Annotated in this window: 15 protein-coding genes and 1 riboswitch; of the genes, 14 read left to right on the top strand and 1 reads right to left on the bottom strand. The window is 28.4% G+C overall.

The features are described from left to right. Window positions 1-56: 56 nt before the first annotated feature. The 12 genes from H8S20_RS17835 to H8S20_RS17890 all read left to right on the top strand — a co-directional run bounded on the left by H8S20_RS17835 (window position 57) and on the right by H8S20_RS17890 (window position 14560). Window positions 57-1418: an 8-oxoguanine deaminase gene (locus H8S20_RS17835; protein ID WP_186860961.1), complete on the top strand. Its 1362-nt coding sequence runs from the start codon at window positions 57-59 to the stop codon at window positions 1416-1418. Window positions 1419-1615: 197 nt separating this feature from the next. Continuing rightward, window positions 1616-3604, top strand: a complete 1989-nt coding sequence (locus H8S20_RS17840; RefSeq protein ID WP_186860962.1) for a sensor histidine kinase — start codon at window positions 1616-1618, stop codon at window positions 3602-3604. A gap of 218 nt (window positions 3605-3822) precedes the next feature. Next, a complete protein-coding gene (rbsK, locus tag H8S20_RS17845; RefSeq protein ID WP_186860963.1) occupies window positions 3823-4749 on the top strand; it encodes a ribokinase in 927 nt (308 codons plus the stop codon). Between the two features lie 200 nt (window positions 4750-4949). Continuing rightward, window positions 4950-5966: an alpha-hydroxy-acid oxidizing protein gene (locus H8S20_RS17850; RefSeq protein ID WP_186860964.1), complete on the top strand. Its 1017-nt coding sequence runs from the start codon at window positions 4950-4952 to the stop codon at window positions 5964-5966. 255 nt (window positions 5967-6221) lie between these two features. Next, on the top strand, window positions 6222-7247 hold the full coding sequence (locus tag H8S20_RS17855) for a pyruvate kinase (protein WP_186860965.1): 1026 nt from the start codon (window positions 6222-6224) through the stop codon (window positions 7245-7247). Window positions 7248-7421: 174 nt separating this feature from the next. Then, complete coding sequence (locus tag H8S20_RS17860; RefSeq protein WP_186860966.1) at window positions 7422-8090, top strand: biosynthetic peptidoglycan transglycosylase; 669 nt, start codon at window positions 7422-7424, stop codon at window positions 8088-8090. Window positions 8091-8255: 165 nt separating this feature from the next. Further along, window positions 8256-8852 (top strand): sulfurtransferase-like selenium metabolism protein YedF, encoded by a 597-nt coding sequence (yedF, locus tag H8S20_RS17865; RefSeq protein WP_032118742.1) that lies wholly within the window; start codon window positions 8256-8258, stop codon window positions 8850-8852. Between the two features lie 167 nt (window positions 8853-9019). Then, window positions 9020-9252, top strand: a riboswitch (SAM riboswitch). A gap of 86 nt (window positions 9253-9338) precedes the next feature. Further along, on the top strand, window positions 9339-10496 hold the full coding sequence (locus H8S20_RS17870; RefSeq protein ID WP_186860967.1) for a pyridoxal phosphate-dependent aminotransferase: 1158 nt from the start codon (window positions 9339-9341) through the stop codon (window positions 10494-10496). Between the two features lie 96 nt (window positions 10497-10592). Next, complete coding sequence (locus H8S20_RS17875) at window positions 10593-11435, top strand: MetQ/NlpA family ABC transporter substrate-binding protein (RefSeq protein WP_186860968.1); 843 nt, start codon at window positions 10593-10595, stop codon at window positions 11433-11435. 32 nt (window positions 11436-11467) lie between these two features. Then, the gene (locus H8S20_RS17880; protein ID WP_186860969.1) at window positions 11468-12496 is read left to right on the top strand and encodes a methionine ABC transporter ATP-binding protein; all 1029 of its coding nucleotides are present in this window, start codon (window positions 11468-11470) and stop codon (window positions 12494-12496) included. Between the two features lies 1 nt (window position 12497). Beyond that, window positions 12498-13160, top strand: coding sequence for a methionine ABC transporter permease (locus H8S20_RS17885; protein WP_032118738.1), 663 nt, complete (start codon window positions 12498-12500; stop codon window positions 13158-13160). A 23-nt stretch (window positions 13161-13183) separates the two neighbouring features. Beyond that, window positions 13184-14560 carry an FAD-binding oxidoreductase gene (locus H8S20_RS17890; RefSeq protein WP_186860970.1) on the top strand — a complete coding sequence of 459 codons (1377 nt, stop codon included), beginning with the start codon at window positions 13184-13186 and terminating at the stop codon, window positions 14558-14560. 78 nt (window positions 14561-14638) lie between these two features. Here the strand turns inward: H8S20_RS17890 and selD are convergent, their stop codons facing one another. Next, complete coding sequence (selD, locus tag H8S20_RS17895; RefSeq protein ID WP_186860971.1) at window positions 14639-15676, bottom strand: selenide, water dikinase SelD; 1038 nt, start codon at window positions 15674-15676, stop codon at window positions 14639-14641. Window positions 15677-15890: 214 nt separating this feature from the next. On the opposite strand from selD, the gene mnmH reads away from it, so the two are divergent. After that, window positions 15891-17000, top strand: a complete 1110-nt coding sequence (gene mnmH, locus H8S20_RS17900) for a tRNA 2-selenouridine(34) synthase MnmH (RefSeq protein ID WP_186860972.1) — start codon at window positions 15891-15893, stop codon at window positions 16998-17000. Window positions 17001-17083: 83 nt separating this feature from the next. Further along, entirely contained in the window at window positions 17084-17770 is a 687-nt protein-coding gene (locus H8S20_RS17905) for a SpoIIIAH-like family protein (RefSeq protein WP_186860973.1), read from the top strand. Window positions 17771-17949 lie beyond the last annotated feature (179 nt).

Genomic DNA, 17949 nt, shown 5'->3' on the forward strand with positions numbered 1-17949 from the left:
ATATTATAATAGGTAAATTTTAAAAAGGGATTATAGTACTGAGAAGGGGTGATTAAATGGCTAATACAATATTAATTAAGAATATTGATTCGCTTATTACATGTGATGAAAATGAAAACGTTTTTGAAAATATAAATATTTTTATTGAGAATGGTGTAATTAAAAGTATAGATAATAACATATATGATGCTGATGAAGTTATAGATGGAAGACATCTATATGTTTATCCAGGTCTTATAAATACTCATCACCATTTATATCAAACCTTTACAAGAAACTTACCACAAGTACAGAAAATGGAGTTATTTCCTTGGCTATGTACTTTATATGAGATATGGAAAGGGATAGATAGTGAAGTTATATATTATAGCTCCTTAGTTGGGATGGGAGAATTTTTAAAAGGTGGTTGTACAACATGCTTTGATCATCATTATGTATTTCCACAAAGTGCTGAAGATACATTAATAGATACTCAATTTGATGCTGCAAGTTTATTAGGAATAAGAATGCACGCATCTAGAGGAAGTATGTCATTAAGTAAAAAGGATGGAGGATTACCTCCAGACTCTGTTGTGCAAAGCATTGATAAGATCTTATATGATTCTGAAAGAGTGGTAAAAAAATATAACGATAATAGTGAGTATTCCATGAGAAGAGTAGCATTAGCTCCTTGTTCTCCATTTAGTGTTACAGCAGAGCTTATGAAAGAATCAGCAAAATTAGCGAGAAAATTAGGGGTAAGGCTTCATACTCATTTAGCTGAAACAAAAGATGAAGAAAGATTTACTTTAGAAAAGGTTAATATGAGACCATTAAAGTATATGGAAAGCTTAGGTTGGATAGGCGAAGATGTATGGTTTGCGCATGGTATACACTTTAATGATGAAGAATTAAATCTATTATCTAAAACAAGAACTGGTATAGCTCATTGTCCTATATCCAATATGAAGCTTTCATCAGGTATAGCAAGAATACCTGATATGATTAAATTAGATATTCCAGTGGGTTTAGCTGTAGATGGAAGTGCTAGTAATGATGGTTCTAATCTTTTAGAGGAACTAAGGGTATGTTATTTATTGCATAGATTACAAGCAAGTAATAATGCACCAACTGCGTATGACATATTAAAATTAGCTACAAAAGGTGGAGCAAAGGTTTTAGGAAGGGATGATATTGGGGAAATATCAATAGGAAAAGCCGCAGATTTATTTATGATAAATAAAAATAGGATAGAGCTTGTTGGAACTGGATATGATCCAAAATCAATTTTAGGAACTGTTGGATTTAAAAACTCTGTGGATTACACAATAGCTAATGGTAAAATTGTTGTAAAGGATGGAAAATTAGTAAGTTTAGATGAAGAAAATTTATCTTATGATGCTAACAAATATATAGAAAAGTTAATTAATAAGATTTAATATATAAAAATTTAATGAAAGTAATTAAACCACTCAATAATCTTATTAATGAGTGGTTATTTTTAGTCAATTTAACAGTTTAAATATTGCTTGACATTACAAATTATTGTAATATAATAGAAAAGTTGTATGAAACTTTGTAAATAAAAAGAAAATAAGTAAGATTAGTTTAATATATAAAGTAGGGTGTAGAGAGAATGGTATTAAAACAAAGTTCGAAAAATAGATACTTAGCAGAAAAAGAAAATAAACTTTTTATCTGTATAGTTATAGTTACGGTGATAATATTAAGTATATTAATCGGCACTATTACGATTAATAAAAATAATGACTTCACTTATCTAGAATCAACATTAACCTTTATTAAAACATTTAATATTATATTATCATTATTAGCCTTTATTAGCTGTGTAATATCATATAATAGGTTAAAGAAAGATAATATATTTATTATATCATTAATGTATTTGGCATTAGCTATAGGAATATTATTAGGACAAATAGATTATCTTACTTTTTATTATGAAGAAATAAAACTTTCAAATTATATAGTAGTATCAACATCCTTGTTGAGAATGTTTTTACTTATTATTACTATTTCGCCTAAATCTAAAGCGAGATCAGTAATTGTAAATAATAAAAAGTCATCAATTATATTTGTTTTATTATATACTTTATTACTTGGGATTATAGAACATAAATATAATAGTTCTATAATATACAATAGTAATAACTTTTTCATAATTTATAATATGTTCTTAACTGTAGTATATAGCGTGGTTTCAGTAAAGTTATTTATTTCAGGACTAAAGGAAAAAGAGTATTTATATGTTGTTTTAAGTTCAAGTATATTTATGCTTGCCTTAAAAGCTATGTATGCAATATATGGAATAACAACACCATCATTTTACGTAAAACTAATGTCTGTTGCTATAACATATATATGTTTTTGTATTATAATTGTAGGAAGCTTTATAGAATTATATTTATATATTAGTAAAAATAAAGTGTTAAATAATAATTTAAGTGTCTTTTACAATTTAACAGATAATAATAAGCATACCTGTATGTTTATATGCACTGATGAAGGCAAAGTTTTATATACAAATAAAAAAGTAAGAGAGTTTTATTTTGGAACCTATGATGTACCTAATAATTATTTTGATGCTATATTAAAAACTAGAATGTATGAGAGTGGTAAAAGAGATGAGATACTTAAGGCATTAAATGAAACTGGAGTTTGGAGAGGAATTATAAAAATTGAAGAAGAAAATAAAACTATTGATTGTACAGCACAATTAATTAGTGAATTTAGAGATAGTAAAGAAATTGCTGTATCTTATATGGATATTTCAGAGGAAATAAAAACCGAGTTAGAGTTAGAAAAACTTAAAATTTATGATAAAGAAAAAAGTGAATTTATAGCAAATATGTCTCATGAGTTAAAAACTCCTTTAAATATTTTTTATTCAACTGTCCAATTATTAGATAAAGCGGCTGATAATGAATGTTCAAGTTTCAAATCAATTTATAAAAAGTATAATATGAGTTTACATACAAATTGCAAAAGAATGTTAAGACTAATAAATAATATAATGGATGTGTCTAAAATAGATATGGGCATTTTGGAAGCTAATTTTGGAAATTATGATATAGTGTTTTTGGTAGAAGAAGTTACGTTATCAGTTGTTAATTATGCTTTGTCAAAATCTATAAATGTGCAATTCGATACTAATATAGAAGAACATATAATTAAATGTGACCCTTCAATGATTGAAAGAGCAATACTTAACTTACTATCTAATGCGATAAAGTTTTCTGAAGAAAATAAAAATATATACGTTAATGTAGTGGTAGAAAGTAAAGTCGTTAAAATTGAAGTGATCGATGAAGGAATAGGGATAGATGATAATAGTAAGGAGTTTATATTTGATAGATTTGTTCAAGTCGATAAATCATTTAATCGTATGAATGAAGGTAGTGGGATTGGCCTTAGTATAGTTAAAGCCATGGTTAACCTTCATGGTGGACAAGTTTTGGTAGATAGTAAGGAGAATGAAGGTAGCATATTTACAATATTATTACCAAATAAGATTATACATAATTCCGAGATGAAATTATATGATAATGATACATATAATACTGAAGTAGAGTTGTCTGATATTTATGAAATATTGAATACATAAAAAATAATAAGTTTTGGAGCTATTACGTAAAAGTAACGGCTCCTTTATTTATATAAAATAGCTTCATCAAAAGTAGAAAATATTTTATGTACCATAAGTTTCTAAAGAGAATTAATATTAATTAAAATAGTATAAATAGTGGAATTATAAGCAATATTTATTTACAATAAATATATGAAGAAGAGTTTAGATTAACTAATGATATAAAGGAGAAAATTATGAATAAAGTTTGCATACTAGGAAGTATGAATATGGACTTAGTTATAGGGGTAAATAATACACCTAGAGTTGGTGAGACAATTTTAGCTAATTCTCTTGAAAAGATACCTGGAGGAAAAGGGGCAAATCAAGCAGTTGCCGCTAAAAGATGTGGAGCAGAAGTTTACATGATTTCAAAGATAGGAAATGATGAAAATGGTGTAATTCTTAAAGATAAGTTAATAGAAGATAATATAAATGTTGACTATGTATTTGAAGATGATGTCGAATCTACAGGTATGGCTTTCATAACTGTTAATAAAGAAGGGGATAATTCAATTATAGTTGTGTCAGGCTCAAATAAGAAACTTACAGAAAAAGAAATTAACATTGCAGAGGAAGCAATTAAAAAAAGTAATATAATAATAGCTCAACTTGAAACATCAGAGGAGATGACATTAAAAGCATTTGTAAAGGCTAAAGATTTTGGAAAGATAACTATATTAAATCCTGCCCCAGCTAAAAAGATAGATAAGGAACTTTTAAAATATATTGATATAATAATTCCAAATGAAACAGAAGCTGAGGTATTGACAGGAGTTAAGATTAATACAGTAGAAGATGCTCAAAAAGCATCAGAGGTATTTTTAGAGAGTGGAATAAAATATGCAATTATAACTTTAGGGGCTAAAGGGGCTGTAGTTATAGGTAAAGATTTCACAGAACTAGTTCCAGCTTTTAAGGTAGAGGCTATAGATACTACAGCAGCTGGAGATAGTTTTATTGGAGGATTTAGCTCTAAATTAGATATTAAAAATATAAGCAAGGAAACTTTAATAAATGCAGTAGTATTTGGAAATAAAGTTTCATCAATAGCTGTTCAAAGAAAAGGTGCACAACCATCTATTCCATACTTAGAAGAGGTTTTGAAATTTTATAAAGACTAAAATAAATGTTAATTATCATAGTTTTACATTAAAAACGCTATATATCAATGAAGTTGATGTATAGCATTTTTATTCCCTAATATTTAATGGATTAGTGTATATAAATAGTTTAGATAACTAATAACACTTTATGTTAATAACTTAATAGTATATAATTATATATTATTAATCAGTATAATATAAGGAAAAGGTGTGGAGTTATGAACTATAAAGAAGTATTAGCAAATGCAAGAACTTGTATAGGAGAGTATTGCAAAGCATGCAATGAATGTAATGGTAAGGTGTGTAAAAATCAAATGCCGGGACCAGGTGCTAAAGGCATTGGAGATACAGCCATAAGAAATTATGATAAGTGGAAAGAAATTCGTGTTAATATGGATACTTTAACAGAAAATAAAAAGATTGATACAACATTAGAAATATTTGGACAAACCTTTAAATATCCTTTTTTTGCAGGACCAGTAGGTGCAGTTAATTTACATTATGGTGATAAGTATAATGATATGACTTATAATAACATTTTAGTTTCAGCTTGTGCTAAAGAAGGAATCTTAGCTTTTACTGGAGATGGAGTAAATTCTGATGTAATGAAAGCTGCTACAGCGGCAATAAAAAATGTAGATGGTATGGGAATACCAACAGTGAAACCTTGGAATATAGATACTATAAAAGAGAAAATGGATTTAGTAAAAGACTCTAGAGCTATTGCTGTAGCTATGGATATTGATGCAGCAGGTCTTCCATTCTTAAAGAACATGAATCCTCCTGCAGGTGCAAAGTCAGTAGAAGAGCTTAAAGAGATAATAAAACTTTCATCTGTCCCATTTATAGTAAAGGGAATAATGACAGTAAAAGGTGCTTTAAAGGCTAAAGAAGCAGGAGCTTCCGCTATTGTTGTATCTAATCATGGAGGAAGAGTACTAGATGGATGTGCTGCTACTGCAGAAGTATTAGCTGATATAGTTGATGCAGTTGGTGATTCAATGAAAATATTTGTGGATGGCGGTATACGTTCAGGAGTAGATGTTTTTAAAGCTTTAGCTTTAGGTGCTGATGGAGTACTTATTTGTAGAACTTTTGTAACTGCTCTTTATGGTGGAGAAGAAGAAGGTGTTAAAACATATATAAACAAATTAGCAGCTGAACTTGAGGATACAATGTCAATGTGTGGAGCCTATTCTCTTGGGGATATTTCTAGAGATATGATTAGATTATAATAAAAATTAAATATTACTATTATAAAGCAAGGTGGACAAAGAATAAGTCCACCTTGCTTTATAATTCTAAATTAGATAGTAAGCATTATTTATTTGAAAATATAAAATTGTGATAATAAAAGTTACAAAAGTAGCATAGTATTTTATAGGGGAAAATATTATGATAACTGCATATGGTTACATAGTAAAACAAATGATTAAAAATAGGGCTCATAAGAAGATAAAAAGGTACTATAAATTTATATAGGAGGTATTATGGAACTAATTTGCTCAATTGGCCCTACTGTAAGAGATATAGAAGATATTAAAAGATTTGCACAAGCTGGTATGACAATACCACGTTTTAATTTTTCACATATTGATTATGAAAAGTTTGAAACCTTAATTAAGGAAATACATATTGAGTATCCTAATATGAAAATTTTACAAGACTTGCAAGGTAATAAACTTAGGATTTCTAAGCTTTTTACTGGTGAATATAAAGTAAATATAAAAGAAGAAGTAATATTTTGTCTTGAAAAAGATTTTAAGAAATTCTATGAAAAGAATAGATACAAAAATATAAGAATAATTCCCATAATGTATTATGGTTCGTTAGATGATTTTAAAAATGTTAAAGAATTATTTATGAAGGATGCTACTATGAAATTTAAAATAATAGAGAAAAACTCACTGTATATCAAAGCTGTGACAATTAAAGGTGGCATTTTAAGAGCAGAAAAAGGTGTTAATGCACCAGAATTAATTAGGGATAATTTGCATTTAACAGAGAAAGATAAATTTGATATTGAAATTGGAGTCAAGAATAATATAGATTATATATGTTTATCATATGTTACTAAAGCTGATGACATAATAGAATTAAAGAAATACATTAAAATTTTAGTTAGAGTCTATAATAGTAGAACCCCTAAAATATGGGCTAAAATAGAATGTAAAGAAGGTATAGAAAATTTTGAAGATATCTTAAAAGTAAGTGACGGAATAATGCTTGGAAGAGGGGATTTGAAGGCAGAGATTCCTATAGAAGAGATTCCTTATGAAGAAGGGAAAATTATAAATAGAATGAAAAAGAGCAAGAAAAAGCTAATTGTAGCTACATATATTTTAGAGTCTATGAGGCGTCAAGATACTCCTACTATTTCAGAAGCAAATGATATATATAAATATATTAAAAATAGTGTGGATGGTCTTATGTTATCAACGGAAGTTGCAGTTTCTAGAGAACCTATAACAGTAATAAAATGCTTAAATAGTTTCTATAATAAATACTGCAATTAAAATAATACATTTTCTAGCCAGATAAAAGTCAGATAATATCTGGCTTTTATATTTATAATTCATAATTTCCAATATGACAAAATTGTAATATAAATGTAATAGATATCGATATAGAATCTTAAGTATTTTATAGTATAGTATACTCATAAGAAAATATAAAAAAGGATGATATAAATGGTAAAAAGAACATCATTGAAATTTATAAAATTTACACTTGTATTCAGCTTAATTATTATTACAGCATTTATTGGTATCGGATGTGGTGTATACGAAAAAGTTACGCAAGATATGTCTATAGATGAAGAAATTAATGAAATAAAGTCAAGAGATAATTATGTACAAGCTTCTGAGATAGATAAAACTTTTTTAGAAGCAATAGTTGCAATAGAAGATCATAGATATTATAAACATGGGGCTGTAGATTTTATATCTATAGGTAGAGCTTTATTAACTAATTTGAAAGCAGGTAAAATTGTTGAAGGTGGTAGTACAATAACTCAACAATTAGCTAAAAATTTATTTTTAACCCCAGAGCAAACTATAAAAAGAAAAGTAGAAGAAATATTTTTATCTTATGATTTAGAGAAAAAATATACAAAAGATGAGATTTTAGAATTATATGTAAATGTGATTTATTATGGTGATGGATTTACAGGTATAAAAGAAGCTTGTAATGGATATTTTGGAAAAGAACCAAATGAAATTACATATGATGAAGCAACATTACTAGCGGGCTTACCCCAAGCACCAAGTATTTATGGTTTAAGCAATAATTATGAAAAAGCTGTAGATAGACAAGAGGAAGTAATTGATGCCCTTGAAAGTTTTGCAATTTCAAATTAATAAAAGGTTTTAAATTAATATAATAATTATAATGAATAAGTCTTATTAATCATAAGGCTTATTTTATTATGAAAATAACTTTATTAATTTAGATTATATTAAAAAGGTGATATAATTAAAATATGGTAAATAAAATTAATATAGTATAAAGTAATGGAGGAAAGTATGAAAAAAGTTATAGATGCGAAAGGAAAAGCTTGCCCTATGCCTGTTATAATGGCAAAGAAAGAAATAGATTTAGGAACTAAGTTTTTTTCAGTTCAAGTAGACAATGGTATAGCTGTAGAGAACTTAAAAAAACTTGCCAACAGTCAAGGATTTGAAACTAAAATTGAAGAAAATGAAGGAATTTACACAGTACATTTTTCTAATGGTTGTGAAGAATGTCAAGAAGTTTTAAATAAAATACAAGGGAAAAAGCCTTTAGGTGATTGGTGTATTTTTATTGGCAAAGATATTATAGGAGCTGGTGCAGAAGAGCTTGGAAAGTCTTTAATGAAAATGTTTTTCTATACATTATCTGAAGATGAGGACTTACCTAAAGCTATTTTGTTTATGAATGATGGGGTAAAGGTACCAACATTAAACGAGCAGGCTATTGAGCATTTAAATGCTTTAGTTGCAAAAGGTGTTAATGTATTAGTTTGTGGAGCATGTTTAAATTATTATCATCTTGAAGGAGAACTTAAAGTTGGAACTGTAAGCAATATGTATGATATTGTCGGAGTTATGAAATCCACTTCTAAAGTTATCACATTATAGAGAATTAACTATATATTATTAACTAAATAAAATAATAGTGCTTTATTTAGAATTCCAAAAGCAAAGTGAAAAGTATTTGGAAAAAATTATTAAAATATATTGACAATGTAAAAATTTTGATTTAATATTAATTCAATAAATAAAGGAATTACAACTAAATATTGTTAATCTTATCAAGAGCGGTGGAGGGACTGGCCCTATGAAACCCGGCAACCTGTTACTAGTTAATAGTTAGTAGAGAAAAGTTAAGAGTTATGGATAAAACTCATAAGATAGTTTTATGCATTTCAAGTTAAGAAATTTCAAGAAAATTTCAGTAGCAACTCTTAATTCTTAATTCTTAATTTTTAACTGTATACGTGGTGCTAATTCCTGTAGCTTTTTAGCTAGTAGATAAGAGGGTGAATTATGTAGTGTTTATTAGCGCTAGAGATTTATTCTCTAGTGCTTTATTTTTTTATTTAAAAGTAAAGAGGGGGCAAAAAAATGGCAGAACTAAGTAATAGATTAGATTGGTTCTCTGAATCAACGATAAGAAAAATGACAAGAATAGCAGATCAATATGGAGCAATAAATCTATCACAAGGATTTCCAGACTTTGATCCGCCAAAAGATATCTTAAATAGTTTAAAAGAGGTAGCTGAAAAAGGACCTCATCAATATGAGATAACTTGGGGCTCAAAAATATTTAGAGAAAAGCTAGCAGAAAAACAAAAAAAGTTCATGAGGATAGAAATTAATCCAGAAGAAAATATAGTTGTTACATGTGGAAGTACAGAAGCTATGATGGTTTCAATGATGGCGGTATGCAATCCTGGAGATAAAGTCATTGTATTTTCACCATTTTATGAAAACTATGTTGCAGATACAATTCTCTCAGGGGCAGAGCCTGTATATGTAGCATTAAAACCACCTAGTTTTGGATTTGATAAAGAAGAATTAAGAAGAGCATTTGAGCAAAATCCTAAAGCTTTAATACTATGTAATCCATCAAATCCTGTAGGAAAGGTTTTTACGAGAGATGAATTGTTATATATTGCAAGTTTAGCCGAAGAGTTTGATACCTTTGTAATTACTGATGAGGTTTATGAACATATAGTATTTCCTCCTAATGAGCATATATACTTTGCTTCATTACCTGGAATGTTTGATAGAACTATATCATGTAGCTCATTATCTAAAACCTATTCTATTACCGGATGGAGATTAGGATATGTACTAGGTAATAAAAAAATAATAGATAACTGTAAAAAGGTTCATGACTTTTTAACAGTTGGGGCTGCGGCTCCATTACAAAAGGCAGTAATACCTGGATTAGAGTTTGGTGATGATTACTATGAAGATTTAATAAATAAGTATGATAAGAAAAGAGATTTATTTTTAAATGGATTAGACAAAATAGGGCTTAAATATTTCAAGCCAGAAGGTGCTTATTATGTGTTAGTAGATATAAGCGAGTTTGGTGCGAAAGATGATATAAGCTTTTGTGAGTATCTTACAAGGGATATTGGAGTAGCAGCAGTTCCAGGCTCAAGTTTCTTTAAAGAAGATGTAAATAACTATATAAGGTTACATTTTGCAAAGAAAGATGAAACATTAAAAGAAGCATTAAAGAGACTTGAAAGATTAAAAGTATCAAAATAAATTCTAACTTTATAAAAATAAATAGATAAGATTTAGAACCAAAATCGAAATAGTAAATATAAAAAAATATTAATATAAAAACTTGGGGGTATAAAAATGAAAAGAAATAAAAGATTAGTAGCAATAACACTTGCAGCAACTTTATCACTAGGAGTAGTAGGATGTGCTAGTAAAGGAGGAGAATCTCTAGAAACAGATACTAAAAATATTACTGTTGGGGTATGTCCTGGACCTTACGGAGATATGGTTAAAGAATGTATAGCTCCTTATTTAGAGGCAAATGGGTATGAGGTTGAAGTAAAGGAGTTTAGTGATTATATTCAACCAGATAAAGCTTTAAATAATAGAGAGATTGATACAAACTTAATGCAACATACTGTTTACTTAGAAAAATTTAGTGCAGATAACAATCTAGATATATCAGCTGTTATTTCAGTTCCAACAGCAGGAATGGGTATATTCTCAAATAATCTTAACTCTTTAAGTGAATTAGGCGAAGGTGGTAAGGTTGCTATACCAAATGATCCATCAAATTTAGCAAGAGCATTAACCTTATTGGAAACTCAAGGATTAATAAAAATAGATTCTAATGTTGATGATACTAAAGCTACAAAAAATGATATTACTGAAAACAGCAAGAATTTAGAGTTTTTAGAAGTTGAAGCAGCACAATTAGCAAGAAGTATAAGCAGTGCAGATATTGCTTTAGTACCTGGAAATTATGCTATAGCGTCTGGATTGGATTTTGCAGAAGCTTTAGCTATTGAAGAATTATCAGAAGAATATAAAAATGTAGTTGCAGTAAGAACTGAAGATTTAGATAAAGACTTAGGGAAGGATTTAAAAGAAGCTGTGGAATCAGAAGAATTTAGAAATGCTATTGAAAGTGGAAAATATAAGGATTTTAACAAACCAGAGTGGTATGTTAATGCTAATTAATAGTTATAAATTAAAGGAATGGTGGTGAAAAAGTGATTAAATTAGAAAATATATCTGTAACTTTTAATGATGGTAAAAATAAATTAGATGCAGTAAAGAATGTAACTCTTACAATAAATAGAGGTGAAGTATTTGGAATTGTTGGTTTGAGTGGTGCAGGTAAAAGTACATTAGTTAGAGTAATTAATTTACTACAAAAGCCATCTGAAGGAAGAGTAATAATACAAGATAAAGATATTACAAAGTTAAATAGCAAGGAGCTAAGAAGCCTTAGATTAAAAGTAGGGATGATATTTCAACACTTTAATTTAATAAGTGGAAAAACAATTTATGAAAATATTGAATTTGTACTTAAAGCTAATAATTATCCTAAAAATAAAATGAAAGAAAGAATAGAGTATTTGTTAGATTTAGTGAACTTAAGTGATAAGAAAGATGTTTATCCTGCTAATTTAAGTGGTGGTCAAAAGCAAAGAGTAGGTATTGCAAGAGCTATTGCAAATGATCCAGAAATATTGCTTTGTGATGAAGCTACATCAGCTTTAGATTTAGAAAATACAGAAGAAATACTAACTTTATTAAAAGATATTAAAGAGAAATTAGGAATAACTATAGTATTTATTACTCATGAAATTGAAGTAGCAAAGAAGTTATTTAATAGAGTTGCAGTAATGAGTAGTGGAGAAGTCGTAGAAGTTAACGATGTATACTCTATATTCTCTAAGCCACAACATGAAGTTACGAAATCTTTAGTCAGTAAAAATTCTAATCTTAGATTGCCTGAAGTAGTAAGACGAGATTTAGTAAAAGGTAGATTATATAAAGTTAATTATATTGGGCAGACAAGTTTAAAGCCTATTATATCTGAGGCAGCTAAAAAGTTTAACACTCAGATAAATATTATTCATGGAAAGATAGACTATATTGATGGAAAGCCATTAGGTAGTTTGCTTATAGATATTATTGGGGATGATCAAGAAATTGAAAATACAAGAGCATATATTGAAAAAAATGCTGATGTAAATGAAGAAGAGGTAAATTCATTAGAGGCGGTGATTTAATATGACAGATACTTTAGAGATTCTTAGAAATGAATTAGGAAATGCAGTAATGGATTCTTCTAAGATGATTTTTATAGCTATGATAATATCAATAATAGTTGGTGGAGTTTTAGGGCTTATCTTATACTTAACCTCTAATAAGATGTTTTTTGAAAATAAATCTATAAACTCAATATCAGGATTTATTATAAATGTAATAAGATCAATTCCTTTTGTAATTTTACTAGTAGTACTAACACCATTAACAGAAATGATTGTAGGTACTAATATTGGGCCTGAAGCAGCTACAGTTCCTTTAACAGTAGCATCTATAGCTTTTTTTAGCAGGGTCGCTGAAGGAGCCTTTAGTGAAATCGATAATGGAGTGATAGAAGCAGCAATAGCGTCAGGAGCAGGATTTTGGCTTATATTCTCTGATGTATTAGTAATAGAAGCGCTGCCTAGTTTAATTAGAGGTGTAACTATAACTTTAGTAAGCTTAGTTGGATATTCTGCAATGGCTGGAATCGTTGGTGGAGGGGGAATCGGTGATTTAGCTATTAGATATGGATATTATAGATATGAAACTGGGGTAATGATAATTACAGTAATAATTTTAGTTGTGATTGTACAAGCTTTTCAATTATTAGGTGATAATTTATCAAAGAAATTTTTAAAAAGATAGGCATTATATAAGGGGGCTAATATATGATATATAATGATTTAGTAAATATTTTAAAGGATACAGATAGAATTATAAGTACTGAAAATATAAATAGAGACTACTTCACTGATGGGCTTAAAAGAATTTATGGAGAAGCAGACGTTTTGGTTTTTCCAGTAAATACTGAAGAAGTTAGCTGTGTATTAAAATATGCTTATAAAAGTAATATTAAAGTAACACCTAGAGGATCAGGAACAGGTTTAGTTGGGGGAACAGTTCCTACAGAAAGAGGAATAATACTTGATTTATCTAAAATGAACAAGATAATAAATTTAGATAAAAGTACTTTTACAGTAGAGGTAGAAAGTGGAGTAGTATTGAACCAATTGCAACAATATGTAGAAAATGAAGGTCTATTTTATCCTCCAGATCCAGGAGAAAAAACTGCAACTATTGGAGGAAATATAAGTACAAATGCCGGTGGAATGAGGGCAGTAAAATATGGCGTAACCAGAGATTATGTAAGAAAGTTAGAAGTTGTTCTAGCAAATGGCACAATTTTAAACTTAGGAGGAGATACTATAAAAAATAGTTCAGGATTAGATCTAAAGGACTTGTTTATAGGTTCTGAAGGTACTCTTGGAGTAATAACTAAGGCATTTTTAAAAGTAATTCCAAAGCCTAAAAAGTCTATAAGTGCAATTATTGCCTTTGATGCTTTGGAGTTAGGTATCGAATCTGTAAATAGAATAATAAATGAAAATATTAATGCAACAGCAATTGAATTTATGGAGAAAAAGGTAATTGAGAATACTGAAAGATACTTAAATTTAAAGTTTCCATGCAGTAGCGGAAATTCATATCTTTTATTAACCTTTGATGGTGAAACAGATAGCGAAATTGAATTGAATTCTAATAAGGCTAAGGAAGTGTCAGCAAAAAGTGGGGCTGTAGACTTTATTCTTTTAAAAGATAAGGAAGAGATAAATAATACATGGCAAATAAGAGGGGCATTAGTTAAAGCTGTAGAAGTCATATCAGAGGAGGAACCAGTAGATATTGTAGTTCCTATAGATAAAATAGTTGAGTTTATAGATTTTACTAAAATCTTAGAAGAAAAATATAAAATTCAAGTTGTAAGTTTTGGACACGCAGGAGATGGTAATATACATTTATGTGTTGTGAGAAATGGAATAGAAGAAAGCTTATGGAGAGAGAAGTCTCATAAATTATTAAAAGAACTATATTGTAAGTGTTATGAATTAAATGGAGTAACTTCTGGCGAACATGGAATAGGAATATCTAAGAAGGAGTATTTTTTAAGAAATACAAGTAATAAAAATATAGAGTATATGAGAGAAATTAAAAAAGTTTTTGATGATAAATTTATACTAAATAATAATAAGGTATATATTCAATAGTTAAAGCGAAGCAGCTAGGTGAAAAGTCTACTACATTTAAATGAAGTAAGAAAGCTTTTCACCAAAGTGCTTCGCTTTTTATTTTATTATTATTGATAAATCTTGTTTATCTGTTACATGTCCTACTATCTTTGCATGTGGAGTATAGAGTTCCATACGAGATAAATATTCTTTTGCGTCCTTTTCAGGCATTGATAGTAGAAGTCCACCTGAAGTTTGAGGGTCTAAAAGAACATCTTGCATCTCTTGACTTACTCCGTTAGTAACTCTAAATATATCTTTTAAGTATTCTAAGTTGTTATACATTCCTTCAGGTAGAATACCCATTTTAGCATATTCTAAAGCATCTGCTATAAGAGGAATATTATTGCTGAAAAACTCTATTGTTTTATTGCTACCACTAGCCATTTCGTATCCATGACCTATTAAACTAAAGCCTGTTATATCTGTACAAGCATTAACAGTTAATCCTTTAAAAGCTTCCTTAGCATATTTATTTAAAGCAATCATAATATTGGTAACTTCTTTTACTTTTTCAGCTGTTAATAGTTCTGCTTTATTCGCAGTATTTAAGATTCCAACACCAATAGGCTTAGTTAAAACAAGGACATCACCTGTTTTAGCGTTACTATTAGTAAGTATTTCTTTTGGATGTGCAAATCCACTAACGCATAGACCATATTTAGGTGTTGGATCAGCTATTGTATGGCCTCCAGCAACAACTGCACCAGCTTCTTTAATTTTACTATATCCACCTTGTAATATATCATGCATAATTGATGGTTCTAAGCATGAAGGAAAACAAAGTAGGTTCATTGCTAAGGCAGGGTCCCCACCCATAGCATAAACATCACTTAATGCATTTGTAGCTGCTACTTGCCCAAAAGTATATGGATCATCAACCATTGGTGGAAAGAAATCTACTGTTTGAATTACAACTTTATCTTCTGAAACTTTATATACACAAGCATCATCTTTCTTATCAAAGCCTACTAGAAGATTTGAATCCTCAAATTTAGGAAGATTCTTTAGTACAGAATCTAGTACAGCTGGTCCAATTTTTGCAGCACAACCAGAAGTTTTTGTTAAAGTAGTTAACTTTATATTATTAGACATTTTTAGTCCTCCTAATTATTAAAATCAATTTTTAAATTATTTACACACTATTTAGTAGCTCATATATAAATACATTATATTACCATAACTATAATATATCTAGTTTAATTTACTTATATGTATTGTAAGTTTATTTCATGGTTTACATATTTATTTAAATAAGTGTAAAATAAATAATGTATTATTTTATATAAATTAATAATTAGAATAGAGGATGAAGATAGTGATAACAACTAATGATTTTGAAAATATAGTTTTAAATAATATTCCTTTGATAGATGTGAGAGCTCCTATTGAATTTGAAAAGGGTGCATTTAAGACATCTATTAATATGCCAATTTTAACTAATGATGAGCGCCATATTATTGGAATATGTTATAAAGAAAAAGGAAATGCAGAGGCAACTAAGTTAGGATATGAGATTGTATCTGGTAAGATAAAAGAAGACAGAATTGAAAAATGGATTAATTTTATAGAGCAAAACCCTAATACAATGATCTATTGCTTTAGAGGGGGTTCCCGTTCAACTATAGCTCAAAGCTGGATAAATGAAGTAGCTAAAAAAGACATAATAAAGCTAGAAGGAGGATATAAAGCATTTCGTAATTATTTAATAACTTCTTTAGAACCTGAGAATATAAAATCAAAGCCATTAATGCTTACAGGATATACAGGTTCTGGGAAAACTATATTACTAAATAAACTTAATAACTCTATAGATCTTGAAGGGATAGCTAATCATAGAGGTTCAACATTTGGTCATCATGTTACAGCTCAACCAACTCAAATAAATTTTGAAAATAATTTAGCTTATGAAATTATAAAACATAATAATAAAAGATTTAAGTATATGATATTAGAAGATGAAAGTAAGAATATAGGTAGAAGCTTTATACCTACTAGTCTTTATAGCTTATTCCATGGCGCAGATCTAATCTTCTTAGAATCTTTAATGGAAGAGAGAGTTGATAATATCCTTGAGGATTATGTTATTAATGGACAAAAGGAATTCATAGCTAGTTGTAACGATAAGGATTTAGCAATAGAACTTTGGTATGAAGATATGCTAAAAAGTATGGAGAGAGTTAAATCTAAGCTTGGTGGAGATAGGTTAAAAATTGTAATAGATGAGTTTAATAAAGCATATGATATTCAAAAGTCTAATGGAAGCTATGATTATAATAGAGTTTGGATTGAACTATTTTTACATAATTATTATGATCCTATGTATAAACATTCTATCGAAAAGGGTAATAGAAATATTATATTTAGGGGTAATAAGGATGAGGTTACTGAATATATAAAAAGTTTAGAAAATAATTAGTTAAATATATAATAATTCCGTAATTTTACAATAATTTCACTCATATAATTAAACTATAAAGAAATGAATAAGGAGAGTTTTTTATGGGTGAGAATAAAATTATTTGTCCAGAGTGTGGTAAAGAAAACAAGAAAGGAAATATCTTATGTATAGGTTGTGGTAAAGTACTACAAACTGACTTAGCACAAGCTAGAATTGATAGGACATATCCAAAGTACGACTTTAAAAACATTAAAACGAACTTCAGATCAAAAGTAAAAAACAGGCAATTATCAATTATTGTTGGGGCAATATTATGTATTTCAATAATTGGTACAGTTATTTATTCTACTGGAAAAACAACTAATGAGAATACTGCTGATTTAACTACTGATTTATCAGCTTTACTTTTAGAAAATGATAATGCAGAAGAAACAATGGGTAATCAAGGCTTTTTCTATAATGATAGAGCAAATAAAATTAAATCAGATACTGAGTTTAAGGAAGAGATGACAGCTATTATTGAGGATACTACCTCTTCACAAGAAGTTATTGATAATGCAACTAACTTATTAAACGAAAAAGTTCAAAAACAAGAGCAAGAAACTGCTATAGAAACAGAAATATTGAATAATGGCTATGAAGATGCTTTATGTATGATAGATGCAAACATAGTTAAAGTTTATGTAAAAGCAAATGATGCTTTCACTGAAGAAAATGCATCAGCGATTCAAAATATAGTTGAAGGTATTACTGGATTAAGTGATATTCAAATAGAATCAAGAAGCTAGAACATAGTATAACATTTATATATTAGTATTAATAAATTATTAATAAAATGTTTAATACAAAATATTAAGACTGTTAGGTATAATATATCTAATGGTCTTATTTTTTAAGTCGTCTTGACGACTTTTTATTAAATATAACGAGAGGTATCTTTATGAGTATATTTAAAAGTAACGATATA

This window comes from Clostridium hominis, from assembly GCF_014287825.1.
GTDB lineage: Bacteria > Bacillota > Clostridia > Clostridiales > Clostridiaceae > Clostridium > Clostridium hominis.

Excerpts from the sequence above, each read along its gene's own strand:
- H8S20_RS17835 (WP_186860961.1), top strand. The coding sequence starts at position 57 with ATGGCTAATACAATATTAATTAAGAATATTGATTCGCTTATTACATGT.
- H8S20_RS17840 (WP_186860962.1), top strand. The coding sequence starts at position 1,616 with ATGGTATTAAAACAAAGTTCGAAAAATAGATACTTAGCAGAAAAAGAA.
- rbsK (WP_186860963.1), top strand. The coding sequence starts at position 3,823 with ATGAATAAAGTTTGCATACTAGGAAGTATGAATATGGACTTAGTTATA.
- H8S20_RS17850 (WP_186860964.1), top strand. The coding sequence starts at position 4,950 with ATGAACTATAAAGAAGTATTAGCAAATGCAAGAACTTGTATAGGAGAG.
- H8S20_RS17855 (WP_186860965.1), top strand. The coding sequence starts at position 6,222 with ATGGAACTAATTTGCTCAATTGGCCCTACTGTAAGAGATATAGAAGAT.
- H8S20_RS17860 (WP_186860966.1), top strand. The coding sequence starts at position 7,422 with ATGGTAAAAAGAACATCATTGAAATTTATAAAATTTACACTTGTATTC.
- yedF (WP_032118742.1), top strand. The coding sequence starts at position 8,256 with ATGAAAAAAGTTATAGATGCGAAAGGAAAAGCTTGCCCTATGCCTGTT.
- H8S20_RS17870 (WP_186860967.1), top strand. The coding sequence starts at position 9,339 with ATGGCAGAACTAAGTAATAGATTAGATTGGTTCTCTGAATCAACGATA.
- H8S20_RS17875 (WP_186860968.1), top strand. The coding sequence starts at position 10,593 with ATGAAAAGAAATAAAAGATTAGTAGCAATAACACTTGCAGCAACTTTA.
- H8S20_RS17885 (WP_032118738.1), top strand. The coding sequence starts at position 12,498 with ATGACAGATACTTTAGAGATTCTTAGAAATGAATTAGGAAATGCAGTA.
- H8S20_RS17890 (WP_186860970.1), top strand. The coding sequence starts at position 13,184 with ATGATATATAATGATTTAGTAAATATTTTAAAGGATACAGATAGAATT.
- selD (WP_186860971.1), bottom strand. The coding sequence starts at position 15,676 with ATGTCTAATAATATAAAGTTAACTACTTTAACAAAAACTTCTGGTTGT.
- mnmH (WP_186860972.1), top strand. The coding sequence starts at position 15,891 with ATGAAGATAGTGATAACAACTAATGATTTTGAAAATATAGTTTTAAAT.
- H8S20_RS17905 (WP_186860973.1), top strand. The coding sequence starts at position 17,084 with ATGGGTGAGAATAAAATTATTTGTCCAGAGTGTGGTAAAGAAAACAAG.